A 16090-nucleotide genomic window follows, 5' to 3' on the forward strand; every position below is an offset into this window, starting at 1 on the left:
AGAATCTGATGACAAAACGCTCTGAGAACCAGCGATTCAGACCAAGAGTTTTAGGAATCGGCACGACGAGCTGCTCTGGTTTCGTGAATCACACGAAACCGTAGACAGGTATTAGCTATCGTTAGTTTGAGATCGTTCCGCTTGGGCGGCGCATGAAGTATTCAAACCACTTGGTTGTCTTAACCAAGTCATACCCCTTCATGAATTCCACATAATCGGGATGTACTTGCATGAAGGTCGTCCAAGGCGTGAATTGCTTTACCGTGGTAATCGTAAACTTGGCTACAACAATCAGCTCAGGTTCATAATTATGTAGATCATCCATCATACGCTGCCGATTACGGTCGATGATCATTTCAATGATATTGCAGGTCTGCTCGTTCACTGCACAGTCGGTTTGCTCTCGTTGTTGAAGTGCGCCGGGATATACCCACTGATGAGGATATCTACTGGCCCACTCGACATCGAGCTCGAGCGCAGCAGGAGCCCCTGGGTCCAACCCATCTGAAGCAGTGAACAGGGGGCCGGAAATGCCTAGCTCGCTGGCAGTTTCAACAACTTCATCCCGAATGCTATTCTCATAAAATGAAAACAGCGAAACGATCGCAAATAGCAGGGCGACCGCGGCTGACGATAAAAGCCGGGCTGGTAGTGATGCTTTAACCGACAGCGCTATCCAAATTCCCGTGAAGGATATGAAGCAGAACAGAGGAACCAGATGGTAAAGGAAGCCCTTCCCCTGCACGAGGTAACTGATCAAGGATGCAACAATCGCCAGCACAAACACACCCGCGCCTTGGGTTGGCCGAAATGCATTTACCGCAATGATCGATACTGCAATCGCCGCGGGTACTCGGATTGCGTACAAAACATCCTTAAATTCGGCGCCAAACACGCCATAAACAACCAAAGCGGTTGGGACGATCTCGCTAAAGTACAGTGGGTGGACCAGCGCAACAAAAGCCGCATACATCACACCGACTGTCAGCATGGCTAAATACTCGGGCCAAATCACTGGTCGAAGAGATCTATTGCACCAGATATCGCGACATAGCATCAGAATCGGAAAGAATATGAAATGGGGTTTAAGACAAACCCCGACCGCTGCCACAACTGCACGTAGCAGCGGGCGACCGGCCGAACTGCCGGACAAATGCCCCACAAGCCAAGGCATCGACAACAAAACCAGCATATGCTCGCGTTGCGCAATGTTTCCCAACGCAGTGATGGTCAGGGCAACAGCCATCAAAACCAAAAACATTCCGCGATAGACCGGTGACAGATCGCTTTCATCACGCAAAATGCACCCGGACCAAATAATGCTAACTGCGGTCACAGCGCTAACAAACACGTATTGCCCATTGGTCAATGACAGGCCGAGCACATCAGCAATTAGGATAGCAGGCACGGTCAGATAGAAATTCAATGGGGGGTTCAGTTCGACGATGTCCACATACAGAACCGCGCCCTCAAGCATCTTGCGTGTCGCGACCAAATACCAAGCGACATCATGGTGATGCGGACGAGACCAGTAGAGCACCAGAAAGCCGATGACAAAGAGTAGGGCAATCGCAATAGATACCCAATCTGGCCGGGGCTGACGGTGATGTTGGGCAAAGACCCAGAACTTCATCGCTAGGAATGTCACCAATGGAACAACGACAGCAACAAAAACCATCGACAACCCAAACGGTTGCCCCAGTCGTTCGACAACCAACCACACAATGAAACTGCTGGTGAAAAGCCCCATCAGCGACACAAAGAAGAACCGCAAAAACTGTTGCGTGTGATCGATGCGCGCCTGAAACGTGAACCGCGCATGCCCAAAATAGGAAACCAGTACCGCAATCGCGAACCCAGCGAAGTTAGACTGAAAGCTTTCAAGGCCTATGATAGAATTGGCGAACATTGCGACGCAGACATGCACCAATGTGGCCAGCACCCCTACCCCTGCAAAACGAACCAGTTGCGGCAGCATGCTCAAGCTTTCTTTACAACGGCCAACAAGGCAGCGCCCTGTTCGGCATGCTCAAAGACATCAAGCAAACCAATCAAAAAACAGTACGGGGCATTGGGCAATTCATCTGGCAAAGCGTCACCGACCATCACTGTCCCCTTGTTCGTCGCCATGTAGGTAAGAACGCACAATATAAAGCGGTCTTTGACGGACTTCTTTGTAAATTCGACCGACATATTCCCCAATAATCCCAAGCGCGAACATGTTCATTCCGCCAAAGGTCAGGATCAGAATGACAGTCGATGCATAACCCGGGGTATCCACACCCAGTACCAACACCCGCACAAACAGGAAGATGGAATAGAGAAAGGACACCAATGCCATGCTCAGACCAACATAGGTCCAGACACGCAATGGCATTGTCGAGGCAGCAAAGATCCCGTCCAGTGCCAGTTTCCACAACTTCCAGTAAGACCACTGCGTTTCCCCAGCCAACCGAGCGGGGCGCTCATAACTAACCTCGGCAGTTTCGAAACCAACCCAACTGAAGATCGCCTTGTTGAAACGCGAGCGTTCTCCAAGCGAATTGATCGCCTGCACGACCTCGCGGTCCAAAAGGCGGAAATCCCCAACGCCCATTGGGATGGGGTATTCGGCCAGCAGGTTGAAAAGTCGATAGAACATACCGGCGCTGGTACGCTTGACCCATGTGTCTTCGTTTCGCGTTGCGCGCTGTGCATTTACAACTTTCGCACCTTTGCGCCAGGCAGCAATCATCTGGGGAATGACCTCGGGCGGGTCTTGTAGATCCACATCCATTGGTATCACAGCATCACCCGCGGCGTAAGTCAGGCCGGCTGACAACGCGGCCTCTTTCCCGAAATTACGCGACAAGTTCACAAGCGATACTCGCGCATCCTTTTCCCGGGCATCCGCGATGACCTGCTCCGTCCGATCCACGCTGCCATCGTTGATAAAAAGGAACTCAAAACGGCAAGTCTCAGCCAACTCATCCAACGCAGAATCGCAGCAGTCAAGAAACGGCAGAATGCTGTCCATCTCGTTATAAACCGGGATGATCAGGGTAATGGTCTGCCGATCCGAGGTTGGGGCCAGCGGAATGTAGATTTCGGGGTTGTGTGTGTCTACCCCCATGAATACTGCCTCAACTGCTTCAAAAAGAACTTTTCGAACATCGTTCGCGAACAGTCTACGCTTTTTGAGAGCATTGTTCATGTTGAAAATATGGCAATATGTGGAATTTCCCGAATTGGCCTAATTGGGTTTCGTCAGACAAAGAAAAACCCCCGGCGATCCATCCATCACCGGGGGCTCTGATTGTGCAACCTAAAAGTAATTAGCTTTTGTTGCAGTCTTTCAAGAAGTCAGTCCAAGTCGGCGTGCATTCCGAGGTCATGAAACGACGTGTTGCGGTTTGCATTGCTACGACCATGTCAGCGATGGCAGAGGCCAGCGGCGCAACCGGAGTGATTATAGAGTTCATTTTGGCGGTCCTTGAAAAAAGGTATGTCTGTTGCCGCCCTGATAGGAGGGACACGTCAAAACAACCACCGCTGAATCGGAAAGCCCGGGTTGCATGGGGTGCATGGGTTGGGGGCAGCACCCGACCCCGGGTGGGCGTAGCATTGCAAATCAATTACTCGATTTCTTTGCAATCTGAAGTGGCAACACCTATACATCAAGTGAATTTGTGAAGCTAACTTTAGGAGGTAGGCCCCTTATGGCGAAGGAAGAGGGAACCAGCAAGCCAAGCACCCAATCCGATCGTGGCTCCGCAGGTAACTCCAACGGTGAAAGTAAGCCCAATTGGACAGGCAGTGGAGTACAGAAAGAGACACCCAAAGGACAAAATCGAAGCGGTGGGAACTCCTCGAAAGAGGAATAACTCTCCCGCTGCTAGGTAGTTCGACTTTTTTCTGTTTGAGTTTTCATTCGCGACGAATGCACGGCAAGCCTCCTCCGCTTGGTCGTTTACTAACTCGTTCCAGTTGGCGTTAGACTTTAGAAAATACTCGGATGTACCAAATCCTTGAGCCCCGGGGCTAAGGATGCCACTCTCAACGCGAACCGAACCCAGTGCATTTGCCAATGCATTCGTCGAAGCCAAAATGCACAACGCCACTGCGGTCAGTACTGCTGCTAAATAGGGGGACGCAGTCTTACTTGCCTCGATAAGATAGCTCAGCGTGCCTACAAATCCCGGCACGCATATCGTAAGCCAGTACTTTGCCTTATCGTCTATCTCTTTGAACGACTGGGAATGGAACTCAATCCCTTTGTCAAATTCGGAGCGCAAAGCTCTAAGTCGCTCGCAGCGAACATCATCTTTCGTCATCTTTGCTCTCCAACAAAAAACACCCCAGCCATTTCTGACCGGGGCGCTTCAATTCTTCAAGAGGTGGTCTAAGCCGAGGCTCAGCCTTTCTCTTCGATGATCTCAACCATGTGCGAGATTTTCGAGATCATGCCGCGTACTGCGGGTGTATCTTCAAGCTCACGGGTTTTGTGCATCTTGTTAAGGCCCAGACCGATCAGCGTGGCACGCTGGTCTTGGGGGCGACGGATCGGCGAACCGACCTGTTTTACAACGATGGTTTTAGCCATTGGTCAGATCTCCTTACGCGTCTGCGGCTTCAGCCGGAGCGTCCGACTTTGCGCCCAGAATGTCAGCAACCTTTTTGCCACGACGCTGAGCGACTTGGCGGGGGCTGGCTTCTTTCTTCAGACCGTCGATGGTGGCGCGGATCATGTTATAGGGGTTCTGCGAGCCGATCGACTTCGACACAACGTCCTTGATGCCCAGCATTTCGAATACGGCACGCATTGGACCACCGGCGATGATCCCGGTACCTTCAGGTGCGGTACGCATGACGACCTTGCCGGCACCGTGACGACCTTCGATGTCGTGGTGCAGGGTACGGCCCTCTTTCAGAGGTACGCGGACCATTTGGCGCTTGGCTTGCTCGGTGGCTTTGCGAATGGCTTCAGGAACCTCTTTCGCTTTACCTTTACCAAAGCCGACGCGGCCTTTTTGGTCGCCTACAACGACAAGCGCTGCGAAGCCAAAGTTCTTACCACCCTTGGTGGTTTTCGATACGCGGTTGATCGCGACCAGGCGATCTGCAAATTCCGGTGTTTCGTCGCGATCGCGACGGTTCCGGCGGTTTTCACGTTCTGCCATGAGAACATCCTTTCATAAGGCGGCATCTTGCGCCATTTTACTCGATCCCAGTGAACGCCAAGGCATCCCCGGATCATCGGGGCGCCGCCGGTCCAACCGGCGCCGCCCTCAGGGTTTTAGAACTTCAAGCCACCTTCACGCGCAGCGTCGGCCAGAGCCTTCACCTTGCCGTGGAAGAGGAAGCCGCCGCGATCGAAGTAGCATTCTTCGATACCGGCTTTTTTCGCACGTTCGGCAATCGCAGTGCCCACTTTGGTAGCGGCTTCTACGTTGTTCTTGCCAACAACACCCAGTGTTTTTTCCAGTGTCGAAGCCGAAGCAAGGGTAGTCCCTTGAACGTCGTCGATGATCTGAACACTGATGTTTTTCGACGAGCGGTGCACCGAAAGGCGCAGCTTGCCGACATTGTGTTTGCGAAGTTTGTTCCGGACGCGCAGGCGGCGCTTGAGGAACAGGGTCCGTTTGCTGTTTGCCATCTGTCTGGTCCTTATTTCTTCTTGCCTTCCTTGCGGAAGATATACTCATCTTTGTACTTGATGCCTTTGCCTTTATAGGGCTCGGGCTTGCGCCATTCGCGGATGTTAGCCGCGGTCTGGCCGACGAGTTGTTGATCAATGCCTTCAACGATGATGATCGTCGGCTTCGGAGCGGTCACAGTAACGCCCTCCGGAGCAACGAAATCAACGTCATGCGAATAACCAAGGTTCAGTTTCAGGGTGTTGCCCTGCATCTGAGCACGATAACCAACACCGTTGATTTCCAGCTCTTTCTTGAAGCCATCAGTTACACCGGTCACCATGTTGGAAACCATCGTGCGGCTCATGCCCCACTGCTGTAGCGCGCGCTTGGACTTGCCACGCGGCGCAACATTTACCTGGTTGTCCTCAGCGGTGATGGTGACATCATCGGTTGCGGTGAAGCTAAGAGCGCCTTTCGGGCCTTTAACTTCTACGGTCTGACCCGAAAGCGAAACAGTTACGCCTGCGGGCAGCTCGACCGGTCTTTTACCAATACGAGACATTAAGACCTCCTTAGAAGACGGTGCAAAGCACTTCGCCACCAATATTCTGGTTGCGAGCGTTTGCATCGGACATGACGCCTTTAGAGGTCGAAACGATCGACACACCCAGACCCTGACGGACCTGCGGGACGTCTTTCGAACCCATGTAGACGCGACGACCAGGCTTCGATACTCGCTTCAATTCGCGAATAACGGGCGTGCCGTCGAAGTATTTGAGGCTAATTTCAAGTGTGGGAAGCCCACGCTCGTCAGTGCCATTTTCGTAGCCGCGGATGTAGCCTTCGTCAGCCAAAACATCCAAAACCCAGCCGCGCAGCTTCGACGCAGGGGTCGAAACGGTGGATTTGCCACGCATGTGAGCGTTGCGGATACGGGTGAGCATATCGCCGATAGGATCGTTCATATCTGTCTCTCCCTTACCAGCTCGATTTCACCATGCCGGGGATTCTGGCCCGAAGAGCCAAGTTCCCGCAGCGCGATCCGCGAAACTTTCAGCTTACGATAGTAAGCGTGAGGACGACCGGTCAGCTGGCAGCGATTGTGCAAGCGTGTGGCCGACGAGTTGCGTGGCAGTTTTGCAAGCTTCAGGCGAGCCGTAAAACGCTCTTCCATAGTCTTGCTTTCATCAGTCGCGATTTCTTTCAGCGCAGCACGCTTAGCAGCATATTTTGCCACCAGCTTTTCGCGCTTCTTCTCGCGTTCGATCATTGCTTTTTTAGCCATGTCTATTCCTTCCCGCGGATCAGCTGTTGAAGGGCATGTTGAAGTGCTTCAACAGGCTCTTTGCTTCCGCGTCGGTTTCAGCGGTGGTGGCAATCACGATGTCCATGCCCCAGGTTTCATCAACTTTATCAAAGTCGATTTCTGGGAACACGATGTGCTCTTTCAGGCCGGTGGCATAGTTGCCGCGACCGTCAAACGAGGTACCCGAAACGCCGCGGAAGTCGCGGATACGGGGCATCGCGATGGTGATCAGACGGTCCAGGAATTCGTACATCCGGTCGCCGCGCAGGGTCACCTTTGCACCGATGATCATACCTTCACGCAGACGGAACGGAGCGTGCGACTTGCGCGCTTTCGTACCAACGGCCTGTTGGCCGGCGATTTTGGTCAGATCTTCGATCGCCGATTTGGCTTTCTTCGAGTCACGAACAGCTTCTGCACCGCAGCCGATGTTCAGAACAATCTTGTCCAGACGGGGGGTCTGCATTGCGTTTTTATAGCCGAACTCTTCTTTCAGAGCGGCACGAATGCTGTCGTTGTAAACCGTCTTCAGACGCGGGGTGTAGTTTGCGTTATCCAACATCAGACAGTCTCCCCGGTAGATTTGGCGAAGCGTACTTTCTTGCCGTCTTCCTCGCGGAAGCCAACGCGGGTCGCTTTACCGTTTTTGTCCAGAAGAGCCAGGTTCGACAGCTGGATCGGCATCGCTTTCGGGATGCGGCCACCTTGTGCGTTTTGGCTCTGACGAGTGTGGCGGATTGCCATGTTCACGCCGTCAACAACGGCTTTGCCAGCTTTCGGGTCAACAGACGAAATCTCGCCTTGCTTGCCCTTGTCTTTGCCGGCCAGAACGACAACTTTGTCGCCTTTTCTTAACTTAGCAGCCATCTTACAGCACCTCCGGAGCCAGCGAGATGATCTTCATGAAGTTCTTCGCGCGAAGTTCGCGAACAACTGGTCCGAAGATACGTGTGCCGATCGGCTCGTTGTTGTTGTTCAGGATGACAGCAGCGTTGCGGTCAAACCGGATGGCGGTGCCGTCGTCACGACGGACTTCTTTGGCGGTACGTACGACGACGGCCTTACGGACATCACCTTTCTTTACGCGACCGCGCGGAATGGCTTCCTTAACCGAGACGACGATAACGTCACCTACGGATGCGTATTTACGCTTGGAACCACCCAGAACCTTAATGCACTGAACACGGCGAGCGCCGCTGTTGTCAGCAACATCCAGGTTGGTTTGCATCTGGATCATGTGGTTTCTCCCGACCTTTGGGGCGCCGATGCTTGGCGGAACCCCCAGGGTTTCGACTTGTTAAGTCGTCCGGGAAGGTAAGTCAGACTTAGCCTTCCAGAACTTCCCAACGCTTGGTTTTCGACTTCGGTGCACATTCGATGATGCGAACCTTATCGCCTGCCTTATAGGCATTCTGTTCGTCGTGAGCGCGATATTTCTTCGACTTACGAACGGTTTTCTGAAGCAGCGGGTGCTTGAAGCGGCGTTCAACCGAAACAGTCACGGTTTGCTCGTTTGCGGCGCTGGTTACAACACCATTCAGGATACGTTTGGGCATTCTCTAGCTCCCCTTACTCAGCCGCAGCTTTGGCTTGTTCATTCAGGATGGTTTTTACACGCGCGGCGTCGCGGCGGGCTTTACGCATCTCAGAAGTGTTTTCGAGGGCGCCGGTGGCCTGCTGGAAACGCAGGTTGAAGGCCTCTTTTTTCAGCTCTGCCAGCTTTTCACGCAGCTGGTCAGGAGACTGATTACGCAGTTCCTTGGCGTTCATTCGCCTTTTCCTTTCCTTGCACCAGAGAGCTCTACCCGTCTAAACGGCAGGTCACCCTATTTCTGGTGGGTTATATGCAATACACACGAATCCCGTTGCCGGGAATCCGTGGGATGTGCGTCTATAGGTGACCCCTGACCGCATGGCAACAGGAAAGCACCCATTTAGCCGCATTTGTTCATGCCGCGTTCAGATAGCCTACGAACAAGGAAATAAAGGCGCCGACGTGCACAACCATGATGGCGCGGTCGTTCCACATGACACCGACAGCGAACCAAAGAAATATCCCGGCAAAGAACATGTAGATGTTCCAAGGAACGATGTTCAGCCCGGTCAAGGCGTAACCAACCAATTGGATGGCCGTGGCGATCCATTTTACTACATCGACGGTTTTCATGCTTTGCTCCAATTTCTGCGCTCTCGGCAAGGAATGAACGTTAGGTCGGTTATCTGGATTGGTTCAAGCAATTTCGCTCGTTTCCAAAGGAACCCCTCGCGCATTCTTTCGACCTGAAGTATCACTTTCACATGCCAAATATATCCTCCCTCTTCGTGACCCGCCTTTACCACGCTCAACTGTCCGAGTTTGACCCCACGGTCAGCCAGGATGAGCTTTATGACAGCTGCTATTCCATCGCCGAGGATGACGAGGCGGGACAGGATTGGTGCGAGGCCGAGGGGTACCCCGGCTACACCTCTTATGCGTCGCTCACCGACTTGCCCTGGCGCTTCCCGATCTTCAAGGATTTGGTCGACAGCTTGGATAAGCATGTCGCCGCCTTTGCCGAGGATCTGGAATTCAATCTGGATGAGCGCAAGCTGGAGCTTGAAGACATCTGGATCAACATCCTGCCACCCGGCGGATATCACTCGGCCCATATCCACCCGCATTCCGTGATCTCTGGCACCACCTATCTGGCGCTGCCCGAAGGCGCTGGTGCACTTCGCTATGAAGACCCGCGCCACGCCCACATGATGGCTGCCCCTCCCCGCCGCAAAGACGCGCGCGAAGAGCTGCAGAATTTCATCACGAAGCGCCCCGCCGAAGGCGACGTCTTGTTGTGGGAAAGCTGGCTGCGCCACGAGGTGATGCAGAACATCGGTGAAGAAGAGCGTCTGTCGGTGAGCTTCAATTACAAGTGGGGTGAGTGATCGTTTGGGCGACCTGAACGACACCCCCCTTGATGACTTGAACGTCGACTTCGGCACCCGCCCAGAAATGCCAGCGATGCCCGAGGCCACAGATGCGGATCGGCGCATGGGTCGTCGGTTGGCTGCGATCCATCGCATGCATTTGAATGACATGGGTCGGATCGGGATCGTGCTGGACCGGATCGAGACGGGCGAGGCGACGGGAAAAGACCTGTCCGATGCGCTGTCCTCGGTCGAGTTCGCGCAGAATGTCCGCCAATTCGGATCGCTTTGTGGGCGGGAATGCAAAGTGCTGACCTTCCACCACGACGCCGAGGAATACAGCCTATTCCCGGAGCTTGCGGGCAAAGGCAACGATGCCCTACGTGCTGTCGTCGCGCGGCTGGTCGAGGAACACAAGGTCGTGCACGAATTACTGGTCCGTCTGGAACGCGCCGCGATGGCGCTGATGTTCGAGGTGGATCAGGAAAAATTCGACGAAGCCCGCGCCGTGTTTCGGCAGCTGGACACCGTGGTGCGCTCGCATTTCGGGTATGAAGAAACCCAGTTGGAAGAGGCGATTGGGGTTTTAGGGGTTGGGTTGTAGAAGGCGATCCAACACCAAATAGGTGTTTGTTCTAAACTCTGCTACGATTGAAGAAATTTTCATCGGAGCATTTCATGTCAGAAACAGAGCATACAGTTGCCGCCCACTATACGCATGGGGCATTGGCCGAAACCATCTCTCAGGGTCTAGCGAACGCAGCAGAGAAAACTGGCGGCCATCCCGTCGACTTGTTGGCTGCGGTGGATGAATTTCACATGGGCGGTCGCATAGCGACACAAGCGCTTGCGGATGCTCTTGCCCTGTCCGAACAGCATCATGTCCTAGACATCGGATGCGGATTGGGTGGCACAGCAAGACATTTCGCAACGTCTTTTGGCTGTAAAGTTTCAGGCATCGATCTAACGCCGGAATATGTTGATGTCGGCAACCAGCTGAACACCCAGCTGGATCTCGACAAGAAGATCAACCTGACCCGAGCCAGTGCAACCAATCTTCCCTTCGACGACGCGAGCTTTGACCGGGCTTGCATGCTGCATGTCGGCATGAACATTGCAGACAAAAACGCCGTGGTCCGCGAAGCCGCGCGCGTCATTAAAGCTGACGGTAGCTTTGCCATTTATGACGTCATGCGAACGGGCGCTGACCCCATAGCATTTCCAGTTGCGTGGGCGGATGATGACACAACTTCTTTCGTTGAACCGATTGAGGCCTACACCTCTGAATTGGAGAACGCCGGCTTTGAGATCGTCGACATCACCAATCGAAGTGAGTTGGCGTTAAAGGTCTTCAACAAAATCAAAACCATTCTGGCCGAGAATGGGCCGCCGCCGTTGGGTCTGCACATCGTAATGGGTGCGAACGCAAAGCAAAAACTGAGCAACATGTTTACCAACGTCGATCAGGGCATCGTCGCCCCTGTTCAAGTGATCGCTCGCCGTAAGTAGGTTCACATTTTGGTATGACATAACCCAAGCCGTTTTCTCGACGGGGTTGCTGTCTTTGTCTTGGAGGAGGGGTCAATCGTGGCCCGCTCGGGTCGCGGACCGGACAATCCACAAAAGATAGAATATGCATCGACTAAACCAGAGTTCTTAAGAGGGATGTAATGACACAACGCGACAACTGGAAGCAACGAGCGCTAATGCGACGTGGGCAAAGAACCATACCCTGCGAAGTAAGTGACCGATATATTGCATATTCACGAACCGACCCGAACGAACTTCAACTTGGCCACCCCGTCGCGATCCAAGTGAAGAAAGATAACTACGGCGAAAAAACAGACCGGAATTTATGTGAACTCGTAGTTTCTCTGGAAGAACTTGAAAAGATGGTTGCACAATTGAGAGCTGACATTTCCACCAAGAACTAATTCAGTTCTGGCGTTTTCTACAGGTTGAGCATTTCTCTGTTGAGCGGCGCGGCAAAGATCTCAACCCGACAAACCGTGCTGTTGTCTGACAGAAAAGGCCCCGCCAATGGCCGGGCCTTTTACTTCTTTTCACCGCGTTGCTTCAGTTTGCCGAAGGCAAATTGAAACTTACCAGTCCTCGCGAACCACGACGCGTGATTTGATCGGCAGTTTCATGGCGGCAAGGCGCAGGGCCTCGCGTGCCACGTCGTCATTGACGCCGTCGATTTCAAACAACACGCGGCCCGGCTTCACTTTGCAGGTCCAACGGTCCACGGAACCTTTACCTTTACCCATACGAACTTCGATGGGTTTGGCGGTTACCGGGGTGTCAGGGAAGATGCGGATCCATACACGGCCTTGACGTTTCATGTGACGCGTCATGGCACGACGGGCAGCTTCGATCTGACGTGCAGTCACACGCTCAGGCTCGAGAGCTTTCAGACCATACGAACCGAAGTTCAGGTCAGAACCACCCTTGGCAAGGCCTTTGATCCGGCCTTTGTGCATCTTGCGGAATTTAGTACGCTTTGGTTGCAGCATATCTCGGGCTCCTTAGCGACGGCCGCCAGCGCCACGGGGCGCGGGACCTTCTTGAAGCTCTGCCTGGCGACGGTCATGAGCAGAAGGATCGTGCTCCATGATTTCACCTTTGAAGATCCAAGTTTTGATACCGATGATGCCATAAGGCGTCATAGCTTCTGCATGTGCATAGTCGATGTCAGCGCGCAGGGTGTGCAGCGGCACACGACCTTCGCGATACCATTCGGTACGCGCGATCTCAGCACCGCCCAGACGGCCGGCAACGTTCACGCGAATACCCAAAGCACCCATACGCATTGCGTTCTGCACGCCGCGCTTCATGGCACGACGGAAGGACACACGGCGCTCAAGCTGCTGAGCGATCGATTCTGCGACCAGTGCAGCGTCCAGCTCGGGCTTGCGAACTTCAACGATGTTGAGGTGCAGTTCCGAGTCGGTGATGTTGGCGATTTTCTTGCGCAGGGTTTCGATGTCTGCGCCTTTCTTGCCAATGATCACACCGGGACGAGCAGTGTGGATCGTAACGCGGCACTTTTTGTGCGGACGTTCGATGATCACGCGGCTGATACCAGCCTGCTTGCATTCGGTCTTGATGAAGTCACGAATTTTCAGGTCTTCCAGAAGAAGATCACCGTAATCTTTCGTGTCGGCGTACCAGCGGCTATCCCAGGTGCGGTTGACCTGAAGACGCATGCCGATCGGATTTACCTTATGACCCATTAGGCTTGCTCCTCAATTTGACGCACCAGAATGGTGAGCTCCGAGAACGGCTTGATGATCTTGCCGAAACGACCACGGGCGCGCGGGCGACCGCGTTTCATGGTCAGGTTCTTGCCCACATAGGCCTCAGCGACGATTAGCTCGTCCACGTCGAGGTTGTGGTTGTTCTCGGCATTGGCGATGGCAGACTGAAGGCATTTCTTCACGTCTTGAGCGATACGCTTGTTCGAGAAAGTCAGATCGGTCAGTGCACGATCAACTTTCTTGCCGCGGATCATACCAGCAACCAAGTTCAGTTTCTGCGGGGACGTACGGAGCATACGGGTCTTAGCCATTGCTTCGTTATCGGCCACGCGGCGGGGATTTTTATCCTTACCCATGGCTTACTTCCTCTTCGCTTTTTTGTCAGCCGCGTGACCGTAATAGGTACGGGTCGGTGAATATTCACCGAACTTTTGGCCAATCATGTCTTCGGTCACATTCACAGGGATGTGCTTGTGGCCGTTATAGACGCCAAAGGTCAAACCCACGAACTGGGGCAAGATGGTCGAACGACGCGACCAGATCTTGATGACCTCGTTTTTGCCCGACTCGCGGGTCTTTTCAGCCTTCTTGAGGACGTAAGCGTCAACAAAAGGGCCTTTCCATACAGAACGTGCCATATCTTAGCGGCCCTTCTTCTTGGCGTGACGCGAGCGGATGATCAGCTTCGACGACGCCTTGTTCTTGTTGCGGGTACGTGCACCTTTGGTCGGCTTACCCCAAGGAGTAACCGGGTGACGGCCACCAGAGGTACGACCCTCACCACCACCGTGCGGGTGATCGACCGGGTTCATAACAACACCACGGACGCTTGGGCGGATGCCTTTATGGCGCATACGACCGGCTTTACCGTAGTTCTGGTTCGAGTTGTCAGGGTTCGACACGGCACCAACGGTGGCCATGCATTCCTGACGTACCATACGCAGTTCGCCCGAGGACAAGCGGATCTGAGCGTAGCCACCGTCACGACCAACGAACTGAGCATATGTACCAGCTGCACGAGCGATCTGGCCGCCCTTGCCTGGTTTCAGTTCGATGTTGTGAATGATGGTACCAATCGGCATGCCCGAGAACGGCATTGCGTTGCCCGGCTTAACGTCAGCTTTGGACGAAGCGACAACAGTGTCGCCAACAGCCAAACGCTGGGGTGCCAGGATGTAGGCTTGTTCGCCGTCTTCGTATTTCACGAGGGCGATAAAGGCCGTGCGGTTGGGGTCATATTCGATCCGCTCAACCGTGGCTGCGACGTCAAGCTTGTTGCGCTTGAAGTCAACGATACGATAGAGACGCTTCGCCCCGCCACCACGGCGGCGCGACGTGATCCGTCCGGTGTTGTTCCGGCCGCCCGATTTTGTCAAACCCTCAGTCAAGGCTTTGACAGGACGTCCTTTCCACAGCTCCGAACGGTCGATCAGAACCAGCCCACGCTGGCCCGGCGTCGTCGGTTTGTACGACTTGAGTGCCATGTTTACTGTCTTCCGTTTGCATGTGCGGGCAATTGAATTGCCCGGATGTTATAGGGCCCCGAAGGTCCCCAAGTTCAAAATATCATGGGCCCCGGAACGAATCCGAGGCCACACGACTTGCGCGATCTATCAGGGTTGGGGGGATGTGGCAAGGGGTGAGGTGCCTAGTGCGCTGTTAGATCAATACTCACTTGCAAAGTTGCGCGCGGACATCCTTGGGAGCAGGATCGTTTAGCAGGACAAATCTACACTTGCGAGTGAGCCAAACATCAATAGGATGTTCTCAATATCAACGTGTTTTTCTGAACGAAATTTGGTAGTTTGATGCCATCTTTTCATTTTCGATCCGCGGCTATTGTTGCTCTAAGTTCTCTGTTGCTTACTTGTGGCAAAGCGGAACGCTATTTCCCTAGCGGTACTTGGCCTGCCCCCGGCGGCGGCTGGACAGAAGAGAGCAAATCCGAGTTCTTTGAGGATTGGTTCGGCAAGCAATTGTTTGCAATGAGAGAAAAGCCTTTGATGGCGTACAGTGTTTCGAACTCCAACCAACTAATCGTACGCTTACTCTTTCTTCCAACCTTTGATAATGGGTCAATGATCCGCCTTTCGCTTAATTCTGGAGAAGAAAACTCCTTCGTATTCAAAAAATTAAGTGGAAAGGGAGGGTACAAACCGGGAGTGTTGTCATATCGGTTGTCTGGAGTTGTCGATAAGGAAAGTGAGAAGAAAATCACCAGCCTCATCGAAGCGATCAATCCTTGGGGAAATGACACACCCACAGAAGTGCGGAACCCAGGATTCGAGTGTGCTGACGGAACTCAAACGGTTCTAGAGTTTCGTACGACAGATAGTTACAAGGTCGTTTCTCGCCACAATTGTGAATTGACTGCCGACGACAATATTAGGCGCTTGATTCAAGCTCTTGATGATCTTAGCGAAGGAAAGATAATCGCCCCAGACAGCTTTGTGCCTCTGGAGCGCAATTAGCGAAAATTCTATTCCCTACCCTAAGTAGGTATGGGCTCGAAGCGGACGTTCATTGTGACGACCGAGATACCAGCGACCATGATCGTCGGTACTCCTCCCGCAGATTCGTCACCGGCAAAACATCCCCCTTCCCATCCTCATTAAAATCCACCATCCTCTCGGCAACAAAACTTTGGGAAGTACGTAATGAAGAACCTAGTTATTTTGGCGGGTGCCGCCGCGTTTATGCTCTCGGGCTGTGTGACGCCCACTGGGACGGCTGTGAACACCTCGGATTCCGAACCTGCAAGGTCGGGTGACGTTGCCGCCGGACGTGGCTGCAACAGTGGCACCGGGGCAGGACACCAGTGACATTCGTGTGGATGCGCGTGATGGCTGTCTGATGTATCGTCACACTGGCCCGGTCGAGACGACTTTTATCCCGCTGCGCAACAAAAAGGGCCGCGCGATCTGCGTCAAGCGCGAAGCTTGATTGAAGCCTGAAAACAAAATGGGCGGCCAGTTGAGGCCGCCCGTTTTCGTGTTTGGGGT

General features: G+C 53.5%; 26 protein-coding genes and 1 pseudogene. 5 read left to right on the plus strand and 22 right to left on the minus strand.

Translation table 11 applies throughout. The features are described 5' to 3' along the window. Positions 1-121: 121 nt before the first annotated feature. The 17 genes and pseudogenes from AC0L6A_RS14830 to AC0L6A_RS14910 form a co-directional block, all read right to left on the minus strand. On the minus strand, positions 122-1978 hold the full coding sequence (locus AC0L6A_RS14830) for a GtrA family protein (RefSeq protein WP_473291090.1): 1857 nt from the start codon (positions 1976-1978) through the stop codon (positions 122-124). A 2-nt stretch (positions 1979-1980) separates the two neighbouring features. Next, on the minus strand, positions 1981-2106 hold the full coding sequence (locus AC0L6A_RS14835; RefSeq protein ID WP_473291092.1) for a hypothetical protein: 126 nt from the start codon (positions 2104-2106) through the stop codon (positions 1981-1983). Further along, positions 2096-3193, minus strand: coding sequence for a glycosyltransferase family 2 protein (locus tag AC0L6A_RS14840; protein ID WP_473291094.1), 1098 nt, complete (start codon positions 3191-3193; stop codon positions 2096-2098). The genes AC0L6A_RS14835 and AC0L6A_RS14840 overlap by 11 nt, the downstream gene beginning before the upstream one ends. Positions 3194-3314: 121 nt before the next feature. Then, on the minus strand, positions 3315-3461 hold the full coding sequence (locus AC0L6A_RS14845) for a hypothetical protein (RefSeq protein WP_473291096.1): 147 nt from the start codon (positions 3459-3461) through the stop codon (positions 3315-3317). A 219-nt stretch (positions 3462-3680) separates the two neighbouring features. Then, positions 3681-4313, minus strand: a complete 633-nt coding sequence (locus AC0L6A_RS14850) for a hypothetical protein (protein ID WP_473291098.1) — start codon at positions 4311-4313, stop codon at positions 3681-3683. An 80-nt stretch (positions 4314-4393) separates the two neighbouring features. Further along, entirely contained in the window at positions 4394-4582 is a 189-nt protein-coding gene (rpmD, locus tag AC0L6A_RS14855) for a 50S ribosomal protein L30 (protein ID WP_108857538.1), read from the minus strand. Between the two features lie 13 nt (positions 4583-4595). Continuing rightward, the gene (rpsE, locus tag AC0L6A_RS14860; RefSeq protein WP_246927991.1) at positions 4596-5159 is read right to left on the minus strand and encodes a 30S ribosomal protein S5; all 564 of its coding nucleotides are present in this window, start codon (positions 5157-5159) and stop codon (positions 4596-4598) included. Between the two features lie 116 nt (positions 5160-5275). Continuing rightward, positions 5276-5635: a 50S ribosomal protein L18 gene (rplR, locus tag AC0L6A_RS14865; RefSeq protein ID WP_473291100.1), complete on the minus strand. Its 360-nt coding sequence runs from the start codon at positions 5633-5635 to the stop codon at positions 5276-5278. An 11-nt stretch (positions 5636-5646) separates the two neighbouring features. Further along, positions 5647-6180: a 50S ribosomal protein L6 gene (gene rplF / locus AC0L6A_RS14870; RefSeq protein ID WP_473291101.1), complete on the minus strand. Its 534-nt coding sequence runs from the start codon at positions 6178-6180 to the stop codon at positions 5647-5649. Between the two features lie 10 nt (positions 6181-6190). Then, on the minus strand, positions 6191-6583 hold the full coding sequence (gene rpsH, locus AC0L6A_RS14875; protein ID WP_246927997.1) for a 30S ribosomal protein S8: 393 nt from the start codon (positions 6581-6583) through the stop codon (positions 6191-6193). A gap of 13 nt (positions 6584-6596) precedes the next feature. Further along, positions 6597-6903 (minus strand): annotated as a pseudogene (gene rpsN, locus AC0L6A_RS14880) (30S ribosomal protein S14). A 19-nt stretch (positions 6904-6922) separates the two neighbouring features. Then, on the minus strand, positions 6923-7486 hold the full coding sequence (gene rplE, locus AC0L6A_RS14885) for a 50S ribosomal protein L5 (RefSeq protein WP_246928002.1): 564 nt from the start codon (positions 7484-7486) through the stop codon (positions 6923-6925). Next, a complete protein-coding gene (rplX, locus tag AC0L6A_RS14890; RefSeq protein ID WP_246928004.1) occupies positions 7486-7791 on the minus strand; it encodes a 50S ribosomal protein L24 in 306 nt (101 codons plus the stop codon). The genes rplE and rplX overlap by 1 nt, the downstream gene beginning before the upstream one ends. A gap of 1 nt (position 7792) precedes the next feature. After that, positions 7793-8161, minus strand: a complete 369-nt coding sequence (rplN, locus tag AC0L6A_RS14895) for a 50S ribosomal protein L14 (RefSeq protein WP_246928006.1) — start codon at positions 8159-8161, stop codon at positions 7793-7795. An 88-nt stretch (positions 8162-8249) separates the two neighbouring features. Then, the gene (gene rpsQ / locus AC0L6A_RS14900) at positions 8250-8480 is read right to left on the minus strand and encodes a 30S ribosomal protein S17 (protein ID WP_108857546.1); all 231 of its coding nucleotides are present in this window, start codon (positions 8478-8480) and stop codon (positions 8250-8252) included. A gap of 13 nt (positions 8481-8493) precedes the next feature. After that, on the minus strand, positions 8494-8694 hold the full coding sequence (gene rpmC / locus AC0L6A_RS14905) for a 50S ribosomal protein L29 (RefSeq protein WP_473291103.1): 201 nt from the start codon (positions 8692-8694) through the stop codon (positions 8494-8496). Between the two features lie 178 nt (positions 8695-8872). Beyond that, complete coding sequence (locus AC0L6A_RS14910) at positions 8873-9091, minus strand: DUF6552 family protein (RefSeq protein ID WP_473291104.1); 219 nt, start codon at positions 9089-9091, stop codon at positions 8873-8875. Between the two features lie 131 nt (positions 9092-9222). On the opposite strand from AC0L6A_RS14910, the gene AC0L6A_RS14915 reads away from it, so the two are divergent. From AC0L6A_RS14915 to AC0L6A_RS14925, 3 genes are all read left to right on the plus strand, one after another. Then, complete coding sequence (locus AC0L6A_RS14915; RefSeq protein WP_473291106.1) at positions 9223-9846, plus strand: TIGR02466 family protein; 624 nt, start codon at positions 9223-9225, stop codon at positions 9844-9846. After that, a complete protein-coding gene (locus AC0L6A_RS14920) occupies positions 9839-10432 on the plus strand; it encodes a hemerythrin domain-containing protein (protein ID WP_473291108.1) in 594 nt (197 codons plus the stop codon). The genes AC0L6A_RS14915 and AC0L6A_RS14920 overlap by 8 nt, the downstream gene beginning before the upstream one ends. 74 nt (positions 10433-10506) lie before the next feature. Further along, on the plus strand, positions 10507-11337 hold the full coding sequence (locus AC0L6A_RS14925) for a class I SAM-dependent methyltransferase (protein ID WP_473291110.1): 831 nt from the start codon (positions 10507-10509) through the stop codon (positions 11335-11337). 593 nt (positions 11338-11930) lie between these two features. Here the strand turns inward: AC0L6A_RS14925 and rplP are convergent. Genes rplP through rplB form a run of 5 tightly spaced genes read right to left on the minus strand, consistent with a single transcriptional unit; the run spans position 11931 to position 14572 of the window. Beyond that, entirely contained in the window at positions 11931-12344 is a 414-nt protein-coding gene (gene rplP / locus AC0L6A_RS14930; RefSeq protein ID WP_142854818.1) for a 50S ribosomal protein L16, read from the minus strand. A gap of 12 nt (positions 12345-12356) precedes the next feature. Next, positions 12357-13064, minus strand: a complete 708-nt coding sequence (gene rpsC, locus AC0L6A_RS14935; RefSeq protein ID WP_246928013.1) for a 30S ribosomal protein S3 — start codon at positions 13062-13064, stop codon at positions 12357-12359. Beyond that, complete coding sequence (rplV, locus tag AC0L6A_RS14940; RefSeq protein WP_473291112.1) at positions 13064-13444, minus strand: 50S ribosomal protein L22; 381 nt, start codon at positions 13442-13444, stop codon at positions 13064-13066. Before rplV ends, rpsC begins: the two co-directional genes overlap by 1 nt. A 3-nt stretch (positions 13445-13447) precedes the next feature. After that, on the minus strand, positions 13448-13726 hold the full coding sequence (gene rpsS, locus AC0L6A_RS14945) for a 30S ribosomal protein S19 (RefSeq protein ID WP_246928015.1): 279 nt from the start codon (positions 13724-13726) through the stop codon (positions 13448-13450). A gap of 3 nt (positions 13727-13729) precedes the next feature. Continuing rightward, positions 13730-14572, minus strand: a complete 843-nt coding sequence (gene rplB / locus AC0L6A_RS14950; RefSeq protein WP_246928017.1) for a 50S ribosomal protein L2 — start codon at positions 14570-14572, stop codon at positions 13730-13732. 324 nt (positions 14573-14896) lie between these two features. Between rplB and AC0L6A_RS14955 the strand changes: the two genes are divergently transcribed. Both AC0L6A_RS14955 and AC0L6A_RS14960 read left to right on the plus strand, forming a co-directional pair. Further along, entirely contained in the window at positions 14897-15559 is a 663-nt protein-coding gene (locus tag AC0L6A_RS14955) for a hypothetical protein (protein WP_473291114.1), read from the plus strand. 295 nt (positions 15560-15854) lie between these two features. Next, on the plus strand, positions 15855-16031 hold the full coding sequence (locus tag AC0L6A_RS14960) for a hypothetical protein (protein WP_473291115.1): 177 nt from the start codon (positions 15855-15857) through the stop codon (positions 16029-16031). Positions 16032-16090: the final 59 nt, after the last annotated feature.

This window comes from Aliiroseovarius sp. D2-2 (assembly GCF_055809455.1).